10 protein-coding genes are annotated in these 12,390 nt (G+C 66.9%); 6 read left to right on the plus strand and 4 right to left on the minus strand.

The features are described 5' to 3' along the window. Positions 1 to 2: 2 nt before the first annotated feature. Together ACZ9YD_RS02355 and ACZ9YD_RS02360 are read right to left on the minus strand one after the other, a co-directional pair. Entirely contained in the window at positions 3 to 1,136 is a 1,134-nt protein-coding gene (locus ACZ9YD_RS02355; protein ID WP_232138098.1) for a fatty acid desaturase family protein, read from the minus strand. Positions 1,137 to 1,200: 64 nt separating this feature from the next. Next, positions 1,201 to 2,307, minus strand: coding sequence for a ferredoxin reductase (locus ACZ9YD_RS02360; RefSeq protein WP_465073534.1), 1,107 nt, complete (start codon positions 2,305 to 2,307; stop codon positions 1,201 to 1,203). Between the two features lie 94 nt (positions 2,308 to 2,401). Here ACZ9YD_RS02360 and fabR point away from each other — a divergent pair, with 94 nt between their 5' ends. Continuing rightward, positions 2,402 to 3,079: an HTH-type transcriptional repressor FabR gene (fabR, locus tag ACZ9YD_RS02365; RefSeq protein ID WP_465073535.1), complete on the plus strand. Its 678-nt coding sequence runs from the start codon at positions 2,402 to 2,404 to the stop codon at positions 3,077 to 3,079. A 432-nt stretch (positions 3,080 to 3,511) separates the two neighbouring features. Here the strand turns inward: fabR and ACZ9YD_RS02370 are convergent, their stop codons facing one another. After that, positions 3,512 to 4,309, minus strand: coding sequence for an amidohydrolase (locus ACZ9YD_RS02370; RefSeq protein ID WP_465073536.1), 798 nt, complete (start codon positions 4,307 to 4,309; stop codon positions 3,512 to 3,514). Positions 4,310 to 4,467: 158 nt separating this feature from the next. Between ACZ9YD_RS02370 and ACZ9YD_RS02375 the strand changes: the two genes are divergently transcribed. Next, complete coding sequence (locus ACZ9YD_RS02375) at positions 4,468 to 4,926, plus strand: hemerythrin domain-containing protein (RefSeq protein WP_465073537.1); 459 nt, start codon at positions 4,468 to 4,470, stop codon at positions 4,924 to 4,926. 137 nt (positions 4,927 to 5,063) lie between these two features. Here the strand turns inward: ACZ9YD_RS02375 and ACZ9YD_RS02380 are convergent, their stop codons facing one another. Next, complete coding sequence (locus ACZ9YD_RS02380) at positions 5,064 to 6,860, minus strand: DUF885 domain-containing protein (protein ID WP_465073538.1); 1,797 nt, start codon at positions 6,858 to 6,860, stop codon at positions 5,064 to 5,066. 435 nt (positions 6,861 to 7,295) lie between these two features. On the opposite strand from ACZ9YD_RS02380, the gene ACZ9YD_RS02385 reads away from it, so the two are divergent. From ACZ9YD_RS02385 to paoC, 4 genes are all read left to right on the plus strand, one after another. Beyond that, complete coding sequence (locus ACZ9YD_RS02385; protein ID WP_465073539.1) at positions 7,296 to 8,321, plus strand: XdhC family protein; 1,026 nt, start codon at positions 7,296 to 7,298, stop codon at positions 8,319 to 8,321. 130 nt (positions 8,322 to 8,451) lie between these two features. Further along, complete coding sequence (gene paoA / locus ACZ9YD_RS02390) at positions 8,452 to 9,096, plus strand: aldehyde dehydrogenase iron-sulfur subunit PaoA (protein ID WP_465073540.1); 645 nt, start codon at positions 8,452 to 8,454, stop codon at positions 9,094 to 9,096. Further along, positions 9,093 to 10,052, plus strand: a complete 960-nt coding sequence (locus ACZ9YD_RS02395; RefSeq protein ID WP_465073541.1) for an FAD binding domain-containing protein — start codon at positions 9,093 to 9,095, stop codon at positions 10,050 to 10,052. Before paoA ends, ACZ9YD_RS02395 begins: the two co-directional genes overlap by 4 nt. Next, positions 10,049 to 12,250, plus strand: coding sequence for an aldehyde oxidoreductase molybdenum-binding subunit PaoC (gene paoC / locus ACZ9YD_RS02400; RefSeq protein WP_465073542.1), 2,202 nt, complete (start codon positions 10,049 to 10,051; stop codon positions 12,248 to 12,250). Before ACZ9YD_RS02395 ends, paoC begins: the two co-directional genes overlap by 4 nt. The last annotated feature ends 140 nt before the right edge of the window (positions 12,251 to 12,390 follow it).

Genomic DNA, 12,390 nt, shown 5'->3' on the forward strand with positions numbered 1-12,390 from the left:
GCTCAGGCGGTCTGCAGCTTGCGCGAGCCCGCCGCGCGACGCGGACGGCTCGGGAACGCATGCCTCAGGATGCGCCAGGACACTTCCCCGAACTGGCGCGGCAGCGAGCCGGTGTTGTACGGCTGGCCGTAACGCTGGCAGATCTCGCGCACTTCGACGGCGAGCGTGGCATAGCGATGCGCCGGCACGTCGGGGAAGAAGTGGTGCTCGATCTGGTGGCTCAGATTGCCGGTCAGCAGGTTCATGACCTTGCCGCCGCCGATGTTCGAAGAACCGCGCAGCTGGCGCATGTACCAGTGCCCACGCGACTCGTTGCGGATGCTCTCCTTCGGGAAGGTCTCGACATCGGCAGTGAAGTGCCCGCAGAAGATCACCACGTAGGTCCACACATTGCGGATGCCGTTGGCGACGAGATTGCCCAGCAGCACCGGCAGGAAGAACGGACCGGCCAGCAGCGGGAAGATCACATAGTCCTTCACCAGCTGACGCCCCATCTTGCGACCGACCGGCGCGAAATCGCGCGCCAGCTTGCCCTTGGGCATCTTGCCGGCGAAGAAGCGGCCGAGCTTGAGTTCCTGGATCGCGACGCCCCACTGGAAGTACAGCGCGAACACGACCGCGATCACCGGCTGCATCAGGTAAAACGGGCGCCAACGCTGTTCGGGAAAGATGCGCAGCAGGCCGTAGCCGATGTCGTCGTCCATGCCGCGGACGTTGGTGTAGGTGTGGTGGCGGAAGTTGTGCGAATGCCGCCAGTTGTCGCCGGTCGCCATGATGTCCCACTCGTACTTTTTGCTGTCGAGTTCGGGATCGTGCATCCAGTCGTACTGGCCGTGCATGACGTTGTGGCCGACTTCCATGTTCTCGAGGATCTTGGCCAGCGCCAGGAACACGACACCAGCGATACACGCCGGCCACAGCAGCCACGGCACGAACGCGCCGCCGATCGCACCGACGAACAGCAGACCGCGACCGAGCACCGCGCAATAGCGCACCCAGCGCACGACGCGGCGGATGTAGGCGGCGTCGACCTTGCCGACCTGGGCCATCGTGCGCGTGTGCAACGCGTCGAGCTCGGCGCCGAAGGCATCGAGTTCCTGCGTGGAGAGGCGGCGCGTGGCAGTGAGCTTGGACATGACGACTCCGGAATTCAAAGCAGGATCTTTCAAAGCAGAGCGGAACGTTTCGACGCGGCGTGTTTCAGAGATCGAGCACGAGATCGGACACGGCGCTGCTGATGCACAGCTTCAGCGCGGCAGTCGCCTCGGTGTTCGCAGCGCCGGTGCGCAGATCGCGCGTGGCACCGGACGCCTTGCCGCAGGCGCAGGTATTGCAGATGCCCATGCGACAACCGGCCTTCGGCTTCAGGCCTTCGGCTTCCAGCGCCTGCAGCAGCGGCACACCGCGCGGCAGCTGCAGCGCACGACCGCTGCGCGCCAGACGCACTTCGACCATGCCGCTGTCGTCGGTCTGCGGACGCGGCGGCGGGGTAAAAGCTTCGGTGCGCAGCAACGGCACGCGGTCTTCGACGAGCTCGGTTGCCGTAGTGACGAAGCCGCCCGGGCCGCAGGCGAACACCTGGCGCGCGGCGAGATCGGGCACCAGTGTGTCGAGCAGTCCGGCATCGATACGGCCGACGGCTTCGTCGTCCGCGGTAGCGGCTTCGCGGGTCAGCACGAAACGCACATCGAAACCGGCGTGGCGCGCAGCGAGTGCGCGCAGCTCGTCGACGAAACACAGTTCGGCGCGCGTGCGCGCCCAGTAGATCAGCGTCAGCGGCACCGGCATACCCTGCCCGGCCAGCTGACGGACCAGCGCCATCAGCGGCGTCACACCGCTGCCGGCGGCCAGGAACAGCCAGCTGCCATCGACCTTGGCCGGCAGCACCAGATCACCGAACGCAGGCCCGATATCGAACACGTCACCGCGGCGCGCGGCGGCCAGCAGATGCCGGCTCATGCGGCCTTCGTCGACACCCTTTACCGTGACCGTGATGCGGCCATCGGCGGCGACCGGCGCATCGAGGCTGTAGCTGCGGGTGATCCGCACGCCGTCGATATCGGCCGTCAGATTCACGTGCTGACCGGCCTGCGCGCCCGCCCAGTGACGATTCGGCTTCAGCGTCAAAGTGACCGCATTCGACGCGGCCGGCGCATGCGCGACCACGCGGGCCAGCGGACGCTCCCAGCTCCAGGTCGGGTGCAGGCGCTGGGCCCAGAAATCGAACACCGGCGGCACCACAAACGGATGGGCGAGCCTGCGCAAGTGGCTGCGGCGAGACATCTTGATGGGCTGGACAGTCGACATGGGAGGCAATGTACACCCATCCGCACAGCCGTGTATACACTTGTACATTAATGGACACTGCTATGCTGGACACCCAGTCTTCCGACGGCCCACCGTGACCGCCCGCACCCTCGCATCCGACAGCGGCGACCCCGGCCAGAGCCCTGCAGACAGCCAGGCCGGACGCAAACCGACGATCGTCCGAGAGGATCTGATCGCGGCCGCCCTGCGTCTGACCGGCGCCCACCGCAGTGTCTCGACCCTGAGCCTGCGCGAAGTGGCCCGCGAAGCCGGCATCGCGCCGAACAGCTTCTACCGCCAGTTCCACGACATGGATGAGCTCGCCGTCGCCCTGATCGAGCTGGCCGGCGAATCGCTGCGCAACATCGTCGGCGACGCACGCAAACGTGCGGTGGCCGGCCGCAGCATCGTCCGCGGCTCGCTCGAAGCCTTCATGGAACGCCTGCGCGCCGACGACAAGCTGCTGCATGTGCTGCTGCGCGAAGGCACCGTGGGCTCGGATGCCTTCAAGCGTGCGGTCGATCGCCAGCTGCAGTTTTTCGAAGTCGAACTGCGTGCGGATCTGGTCCGTATCGCCGCTGCGCAGGGAATCGTGTTTCACGAACCGGGGCTGGTGGCGCGCGCGATCACCCGTCTGGTGTTCGCGATGGGTGGCACGGCGCTGGATTCCCCGCCGGAGCGCGACGACGCGTTGGTCGACGAGCTCTCGCACATGATCCGCATGCTGTTGCGGGGTGCGCATGCGATGGGGAAGGTGAAAGGCGCGCGGTGAAGTTCGCTCGTTGATCCGTCTTTGTGTCCGGAGACTCTGAAGCGCGGGATCAGCTGCCAGAGGCGGCACCGTCGTCCCAGCGCACGCTGGAAGCGTTTTTTTTCGACAGACGGTTGGCTAGCCGCCTATTTTGGATCTTCGTACCATCCGCGGGCGCTCGGCCAATTCGACCGTCGCCCCGGCGCAGGCCGGGGCCCAGTGACTTTTGATATCGACCGCGACCAAGTCATCCGATGGGCAAGCCACACGCCGAAAATCTAGATGGATGACCAGCCATCCGGCTGTTGAAAAGCGCTTCCAGCGTGCGCTGGGATGACGGGTCAGCGCGGGCGAGACATCTCGATTGAAGTCTCTGGACCCCGGCCTGCGCCGGGGCGACGGGTTTCAAGGATTCCGTGAGCGATCAGCACCAGCGGCGCGAGGCGCGCGACCTCAAACGATCTCGAATCGGTCCGCGTCCAGCATCGCGGGGAAGTGTTCTCGATGCGCCTGCAACTGTTCGGCCGACAACGTCGTCGTCGACACCACTTCCTCATCCATCGATTCGCTCAACGGCTGGCCCAGCATGTCCAGCACAACGCTGTCGCCGGAATACGGCAGCCCGTTGCCATCCGTGCCTACGCGATTGACGCCGACCACGTAGCAGAGGTTCTCGATCGCCCGCGCGCGCAGCAGGGTCTTCCATGCGTACGCACGTGCGGCGGGCCAGTTGGCGACGAACAGCTGCAGGTCGAAGTCCATCCCGTCCGCACGCTCCACGTCGAAGCGGTTGCGGCAGAACACCGGGAAGCGCAGGTCGTAGCAGACCTGCGGATTGATCCGCCAGCCCTTCCACTCGACGGTCAGGCGCTCACGGCCGGCGGCGTAGCGCTTGTGCTCGTTCGCGTAGCGGAACAGATGGCGCTTGTCGTAGTGCTGCAGGGCGCCGTCGGGGGTCGCCCACAACATGCGGTTGTAGACGCCCTCGCCATCACGCAACTGCACGCTGCCCGTGACCGCCGCATCGAGCGCGACCGCCTGCGCGCGGATCCAGGCGACGGTCGGGCCGTCCATGTTTTCGGCGCGGTCGATCGCGTCATTGCTGAAGCCACTGGTGAAGGTCTCGGGCAGCACCACCAGATCGGTCAGCCCGCACAAAGGCGCGATCAGGTCACCGTAATAGTCCCGGTTGGCCGTCGGATCGTGCCAGACGGTGGCGCCCTGGACGGTGGATACGCGGAGATTCTGCATGAGGCGATCCTGCTGGCCACGTGTGCGCGGCCGATGTCCTGATTCTCGGTGTTGCCGCGGGCGCGCTCAAGCGCACCGGTGGAACGGCGCGTCAACGCCGGCTCCACCCTGCCCGTCTTACCGTGAGCGCTGCCAGCCAGCCCAACGTGGAGCCCGCCATGCCCGAAACCATCTACGACGCCCTGCGCGAGAGCCACGAACGCCAGCGCTCGCTGTGCCGCAAGTTGCTGCGCGCGCCGCCGCACAGCGAACGCCGCATCGAACTGTTCACCGATCTGCGTATCGAGCTGGCGGCCCATGCCGCAGCCGAGGAGCGCTTTCTGTACGCGCCGATCCTGATGCACGACGCCGGCCTCGACGCCTCGCGCCATGCGCTGCATGAACATCACCAGATGGACGAACTGGTCGAGGATCTGCAGACCAACGACCACGCGGGCGCGGCCTGGATGGCGAAGGCGAAGCAGCTATCGGAGAAGGTGCACCATCACCTGCGCGAAGAGGAACGCAAGTTCTTCCAGGTCTCGGGCAAGCTGCTGACCGATACGCAGAAGACCCGCGCGGCGCAGCGCTATCGCCGCGACCACGCGCGCATGGAAAAGAAACTGCGCGAGGCCTGAGTTCTACGCGCTCAGCGCAACGTCCCGCAGCGCCGAGGCTCCCCGACGGCACGGTGCGTTGCAGACGCAACGCACTTCGCGTGTCGCGGGAATCGATGCGCTCCGGTTCCGACACCAACGCCGGGACTTGCAGACCGTCAGTTCGCCGCCCCGCCCGCCGCCTTCTGCTCGGCGATGAAGCGTCGCACTTCCTCTTCCAGCACCGGCAACGGCACCGAGCCCAGATTGAGGATGGTGTCGTGGAAGGGCCGCTGGTCGAAGGCCGGGCCGAGTTCGCGCTCGGCTTCGGCGCGCAGGTCAAGGATGGTCTTGTAGCCGATGTAGTACGACAGCGCCTGGCCCGGCCAGGAAATGTAGCGGTCGATCTCGGTGACCACATCGTGGCGTGCGAGCGCGGTGTGGCTGGCGAGGTACTCGATCGCCTGATCCCGCGTCCAGCCGTACTCGTGCAGGCCGGTGTCGATGACCAGACGCGCGGCGCGCCACATTTCGAAGGTCAGGCGGCCGAATTCCTCGTAGGGCGTCTCGTAGATACCCATGCGCGTGCCCAGCCATTCGGTGTACAAGCCCCAGCCTTCGCCGTAGCCGGAGAAGTACGTCTGCTGACGAAAATCCGGACGTGCCGGCGCTTCGAGCGCGAGCGCGGCCTGGAAGCTGTGGCCGGGCGCGCATTCGTGCAGCACCAGCGCCGGCAGGTTGTACAGCGGGCGCGACGGCAGGTCGTAGGTATTGAAGAAGCAGGCGTCCAGGCCGCCGCGACCCGAGGTGTAGATCGGCGCGATGTCGTCGGCGACCGGCAGGATCGTGAAGCGGTAGCGCGGCAGCGTGCCGACCACGTACTGCAGCTGGCCATCGATCTTCTTGGCGATCAACGAGGCCTCGCCCAGCAGTTCGCGCGGCGTCTTCGCGTAGAACTTCGGATCGGTGCGCAGGTACTCGATGAACGCCGGCAGGTCACCCTCGAAACCGGCGCGACCCATGACTTCGCGCATCTCACCGGTGATGCGTTCGACCTCGGCAAGGCCGAAGTCGTGGATCTCGCGCGCCGTCATGTCGCGGGTGACGTACTCGCGGATCTGGCTCTGGTAGAACGCACGGCCGTCGGGCAGGTCACTGGCAGCGATCGTCGTGCGCGTGCGCGGCAGGTACTCGCTGCGGATGAAGGTCAACAGCTTCGCGTAGGCCGGAATCGTCTGCTCCAGCACGACGCGTCGGCCCTCGTCGCGCAGCTGCGTACGCACGGACTCGGGAATCGTCTTGGGAATGCGATCGAACGTGACCAGCAGCGGATTCGCGTCGCCGGTCAGCACATAGGAATCGAGCGTGTTGTCGCGGCCTTCGAGCGTCGCCCGAGGCACGCTCCAACCACGTGCCAGGCCGGTTTCCATGTTCGCGATCTGTTCGTCGAAATAACGCGGCACATCGGACAGTCGGCCGATGAAGCGACGCCAGTCGGCCTCGGTCTGGAACGGCTGGCGCGGATTGATGCCGCCCCAGAAGAAACTGTCGCTGTTGAACGGTGCCTCATAGGTACGCCAACGTGCACTGGCTTCGTCGGCTTCGAGCGAGGTGCGGAAGACCGCGGCATTGATGCGCTCCTCGCGGCCCAGCTGATCGAGCGGAATCGCGTCGAGCGCATCGAGCGCCGCCTTCCAGTAGTCCGCGCGGCGCGCCCAGGCCTCCGGCGTGACCGAGGGCATCCTGTCGCTGCTCTGCCAGCGTCCATCGACCTTCTCGCGCACGAATTCGGCCTGCCGCCAGTCCCACTCGCGCGTGTAGAGATCGCGCAGCGCGGTCTCGGCGGCATTCGCCGGCGGCGCGAGCACCGGTGCGGGCGTGTCCTGTGCAAGGCCGGGCGAAGCGATGCCGAGAGCGAGCGACAGGGACAGCACGAGGCGGGACAGCGTCATGTGGCGACGCGGGGCGAAGGACATCAGCGACTCCTGGAAAGCGGTGGTGGTCGTGTCGGACCCGGGCGAAAGACGCGGGCGATCCTGCAAGAATGCCGGGAATGGCTTTGGCGTGCATGCGTGGAGCTGTGCCGAGTGCGTCGGATGCGCTGACTGCATGGCGGAGAGCGCCCTCACCCCAACCCCTCTCCCAAGGGGAGAGGGGCTCGGTCAATGCGGTCGGGGCGTTTGCGGCGCATGACGAGCACGTGGTTCCGAGCCGTTCTCCCCTTGGGAGAGGGGTTGGGGTGAGGGCATCGGTTCGCGGATCACCCACACCGCGCGCGCATCCAGTCCACACAACACTCACGACCCACCACACACTCTTTCACCGAACCGTCCGGAATCTCCAATGGCCAGCCCCACGCCAGCCACGCACTCGCCTTTCGCCCGCCAAGCCGCTGCGCACGGCGCCGCCTGATGGCGGTTGCCACATCCGCCGTCGCTGCGAATGCCGCGGAGCTGCGCGCTCCTGCGCCAAGCTTCGCTGAAGGCAATCCCGGCGCCGTGCTGCAGGCCGCGTTCAATGCACTTTCAGCCGGGCGCGCGCCGGTGCTCGCGCTCGTCGTCGAAACCGAAGGCTCCACCTACGCCTCGACCGGCGCGCTCGCGCTCTTCGGTGATGGGCCGCATGTCGGCTGGATCAGCGGCGGATGCCTCGAGCCGGAGATCGAGCGCCTCGCGTTGAACGCCGGCAATGCCGGCAGCCTCGAATGGCTGGAGATCGATACCACTGACGACGATTCGCTGTTCTCGGGCAGTGCGGTCGGCTGCCGGGGCCGGCAATTGCTGGCGCTGTTGCCGCTGGCCGCAATGCCGCAGGTCGCGGATGCGATCTCGGCCTGGCTCGCCGGCGGCCACGCCCTGGAGATCACGCTCGAACGCCAGGGCCGCATTGCCTGCCGTCTCGATGGCCGCGCGTGGTCGTGGGAATTGCCGGTCGGCGAGGCGCCGCAATCCGCATCGAAGGACTGGACACTGACCCTGCAACGCGCCCCCGAGGCGCTGATCCTCGGCGCCGGCCCGGAAACGCCGACGCTGATTCCGCTGCTGCGATCGTTAGGCTGGCGCGTGCGCGTTGCGGAGCGCCGCGCGCGCTGGCGCGATGCCGCAGGCCCGCACACGGATCTGTTGGACCTGCACCCCGACGATGCCGTCGCCGCGCACCCGCATGCGGACGTCGCGCTGGTGATGCACCACGGTTTCGAATCCGATCGCGATGCGCTGGCCGCATTGGCCGGATCACGCATTCCCTTCATCGGCCTGCTGGGGCCGCAGCGCCGCCGCGACGATCTGTTCAAGCTGCTGCGCCCTGCCGAGCGTGAGGCACTAGCCAATCGCCTACATTCGCCGGTCGGCATTCCGCAATGCGGGCGCGGACCGGAGGCGATCGCCCTGAGCATCGCCACACAGCTGCAGCAATGGCGCGGCGCCCGGAATCGCTGAGCGCGCACGCTTCTACCGACGCCACCCGCATTCATTGACCACACCACAACATGCGGACCCGCATGCTCGTGCTGCACCTGTCCGCGTGCCCCCATCCAGCCAGCCTTTCGAGCCAGCCAGAGGAATGTCCATGTCTCCCCTCACCCGCCGGGAACTGTTGAAGGCCGGCGCCGCGTCGGCCGGCGCAGTCGCCATGCCCGCCGTCGCGCAGGCCGCCAATGCCGCCGCCACGCCTACGCCCTTGCGCCCGCCTGTCCGCCAGCGCGTCTCGCTGGAGGTCAACGGCGAAACCGTCGAGCGCGAAGTCGACACGCGCACGACGCTGCTCGATTTCCTGCGTGAGGAACTCCACCTCACCGGCACCAAGAAAGGTTGCGATCACGGCCAGTGCGGCGCCTGCACGGCGATCGTCGACGGCCGCCGCATCAACACCTGCCTGAGTCTGGCGGTGATGAACGCAGGCGCGAAGGTCACGACCATCGAAGGCCTCGGCACGCCGGACAAACTGCATCCGATGCAGGCCGCATTCGTGAAGCACGACGGCTTCCAGTGCGGCTACTGCACGCCCGGTCAGATCTGCTCCGCGGTCGCGGTGCTCGGCGAAATCCGCGATGGCATTCCCAGCCATGTGACCGCCGACCTCACCGCCAGACCTGCGATCAATGGCACCGAGATCCGCGAGCGCATGAGCGGCAATCTCTGTCGCTGCGGCGCCTACGCCAACATTCTCGATGCGATCGAAGATGTCGCTGGAACGTCGGGAGCACGCGCATGAAGGCCTTCGGATTCGAACGCGCGGAATCGCCCGTCGCCGCGGCCACAGCGGCCGCGCGCACGCCCGGTACGAAGTTCATCGGCGGTGGTACCAACCTGCTCGATCTGATGAAGCTGGAGATCGAAACGCCGGCGCACCTGGTCGACGTCAACGGGCTCTCGCTCGATACGATCGAGAAGAGTGACGATGGCGGCCTGCGTATCGGCGCCGGCGTGCGCAATACCGATCTCGCGGCGGACCATCGCGTGCGCAAGGATTACCCGTTGCTGTCGCGCGCCCTGCTCGCCGGCGCATCCGGCCAGCTTCGCAATCGCGCAACGACGGCCGGCAACCTGCTGCAGCGCACGCGCTGCCCCTATTTCTACGACACCGATCAGGCCTGCAACAAACGCCTGCCGGGCAGCGGCTGCGGCGCGCTCGAAGGCTACAGCCGCCAACTTGCCGTGATCGGTGGCAGCAAGGACTGCATCGCCACGCATCCCAGCGACATGGCGGTGGCGATGCGCGCGCTCGACGCGACCATCGAAACCGTCAAGGCCGACGGCCAGACACGTCGCATCCCGCTGGACGAGTTCTATCTCGCGCCGGGCAATACGCCACAGCGCGAAACGGTGCTCGAAGCCGGCGAACTGATCACGGCCGTCGTGCTGCCGCCGCCGGTCGGGGGTCGTCAGATCTATCGCAAGGTCCGCGATCGCGCCTCGTATGCGTTCGCGCTGGTCTCGGTCGCCGCGATCGTGCAGCGCGACGGCAGCGGACGCGTGGTCGTCGGCGGTGTCGCGCACAAACCGTGGCGAAGCGATGCGGCCGATGCGGAACTGCCGCGTGGCGCCAAGGCCGTCGCGGCGCGTCTGTTCGAGGGCGCCGCGCCGACCGAAGACAACCGGTTCAAGCTGATTCTCGCCGAGCGCACCATCGCTGCGGCCCTGGCCGAAGCCCAGGAGGCCACGTCATGAAGTTCGACACACCCGCAGGCCAGAACCCGATCGATGCGATGCGCGTCGTCGGCCAGCCGCTCGACCGCATCGACGGCCCGCACAAGGTCACCGGCACCGCGCATTACGCCTACGAGTGGCACGACGTCACCGAGCGCGCGGCCTATGGCCACGTCATCGGCGCCGGCATCGCGAAGGGGCGCATCGCCTCGATCGACACCAGCGCCGCCGAACGCGCGCCCGGCGTGCTCGCTGTCGTCACCGCGCAGAACGCCGGCAAGCTGGGCCAGGGCCGCATGAACACCGCGAAGCTGCTCGGCGGGCCGGAGATTCAGCATTACCACCAGGCGATTGCACTCGTCGTCGCCGATACCTTCGAACAGGCGCGCGCCGCCGCATCGCTGGTGCGCGTGGTCTATACGCGCGGCCGCGGCCGTTTCTCGCTGGAAGCCGAGAAAGACAACGCGGTGAAGCCGCAGGGCGGCGACACGCCGGCCGATACCGCGGTCGGCGATTTCGATGCGGCGTTCGCAGCGGCCGAAGTCACGCTCGACGAGACCTACACCACGCCTGACCAGTCGCACGCGATGATGGAGCCGATGGCGTCGCTCGCCGAATGGGATGGCGACAAGGTCACGATCTGGACCTCGAACCAGATGATCGCCTGGGGCAAAGGCGACGTCGCCCGCACACTCGGTATCGCAGCGGACAAGGTGCGTCTGGTATCGCCGTACATCGGTGGCGGCTTCGGCGGCAAGCTCTTCGTGCGCGCCGATGCCGTGCTCGCCGCGCTCGGCGCGAAGGCCGCCAAGCGTGCAGTCAAGGTCGCGCTGCATCGCCCGCTGATCGCCAACAACACCACGCACCGCCCCGCCACGCTGCAGCGCATCCGCATCGGCGCGAACAAGGATGGCCGCATCACCGCGATGGGTCACGAAAGCTGGTCCGGCGATCTGGAAGGCGGCGGCCCGGAGGTCGCCGTGCAGCAGACGCGTCTGCTCTACGCCGGCGAACACCGCATGAGCAAGATGCGCCTCGCAACGCTCGATCTGCCGGAGGGCAACGCGATGCGTGCGCCGGGCGAGACGCCTGGCATGATGGCGCTGGAAATCGCGATCGACGAAATCGCCGACAAGCTCGGCATGGATCCGGTCGAGTTCCGTATCCGCAACGACACCCAGGTCGATCCGGAAAAGCCCGAGCGTCCATTCTCGCAGCGTCAGCTGGTCGAGTGCCTGCGCCAAGGCGCGGAGAAGTTCGGCTGGGATGCACGCAAGGCGCACGGCACTGTGCGCGACGGCCGCTGGCTGATTGGCATGGGCGTGGCCGCGGGCTTCCGCAACGCGCCGGTGATGAAGTCCGGCGCCCGCGTGCGCCTCGATGGCGATGGCCGCGTCACCGTCGAAACCGACATGACCGACATCGGCACCGGCAGCTACACGATCATCGCGCAGACCGCGGCCGAAACGCTGGGCCTGCCGATTGAATCGATCGACGTGAAGCTGGGCGACTCCGACTTCCCCGTCTCCGCCGGTTCCGGTGGCCAGTGGGGCGCGAACAGTGCGACGGCCGGCGTCTATGCGGCCTGCATGAAACTGCGCGAGGTCGTGGCGACCAAGCTCGAACTCGATCCCGCGACGGCGGAATTCGCCGACGGTAAGGTCAGCGCCGGCGGCAAGTCGGTTGCACTCGCTGATGCCGCAGGCGACGGACAGATCGTCGTTGAAGACGCGATCGAATTCGGCGATCTCGACAAGCAAAAGGTACTCAGCACCTTCGCTGCGCACTTCGCCGAAGTCGGTGTCGACATGCACACCGGCGAGACGCGCGTGCGCCGCATGCTGTCGGTGGCTGCAGCTGGCCGCATCCTCAACCCGAAGCAGGCGCGCAGCCAGATGATCGGCGCGATGACGATGGGCGTCGGTGCCGCGTTGAGCGAGGAACTGGCCGTCGATACGACCATGGGTTTCTTCGTCAACCACGACCTCGCCGGTTACGAAGTGCCGGTACATGCGGACATTCCGGTGCAGGAAGTCGTGTTCCTCGACGAAGCCGACGCGGACAGTTCGCCGATGAAGGCGAAGGGTGTGGGCGAACTGGGCCTCTGTGGTGTGCCGGCGGCGATCGCCAACGCGATCCACAACGCGACTGGCGTGCGTGTGCGCGAGTATCCGATCACGCTCGAGAAAGTGATCGGCGGATTGCCGGATATCGCGTGACTCGAGCTCCGTTCTGAAGCCCCTCCCCCTCCGGGAGAGGGGTTGGGGTGAGGGGGAAAGTTCGCAGAGAAAACCTCTGCCCTCACCCGACGCGCTTCGCGCGTCGACCCCGGATCAGGTCCGGGGCAGGCTCTCTCCCA

This window comes from Luteimonas sp. AC640a (assembly GCF_979256585.1).